The sequence below is a fragment of the Streptomyces sp. NK08204 genome (genome assembly GCF_020400585.1).
Lineage (GTDB): Bacteria > Actinomycetota > Actinomycetes > Streptomycetales > Streptomycetaceae > Streptomyces.
In genome coordinates this window covers 1-261 of the sequence record NZ_JAINVF010000109.1, presented here as the reverse complement: position 1 = coordinate 261, position 261 = coordinate 1, and the positions used below count along the sequence as shown (strand labels likewise).

The 261-nt window shown below is 69.3% G+C and carries 1 pseudogene; it reads left to right on the top strand.

Going from position 1 to position 261, the window contains the following annotated elements:
- Window positions 1-261: pseudogene (locus K7G59_RS34530) on the top strand (glucose-6-phosphate isomerase); the annotation flags it as partial.

Sequence of the window (261 nt, the reverse complement as noted above, 5' to 3'; positions counted from 1 at the left end):
ACGCGCTCGGTGACGAGGCCGCCGTCGCCGGACACTTCGTCGCCCTGTCGACGAACGCGGAGAGGGTCGCCGAGTTCGGCATCGACACGGCCAACATGTTCGAGTTCTGGGACTGGGTCGGCGGCCGGTACTCCTACGACTCCGCGATCGGCCTGTCCCTGATGATCGCCATCGGCCCGGACCGCTTCCGCGAGATGCTCGACGGCTTCCGCCTGGTCGACGACCACTTCCGCACCGCACCCGCCGAGGCCAACGCACCGC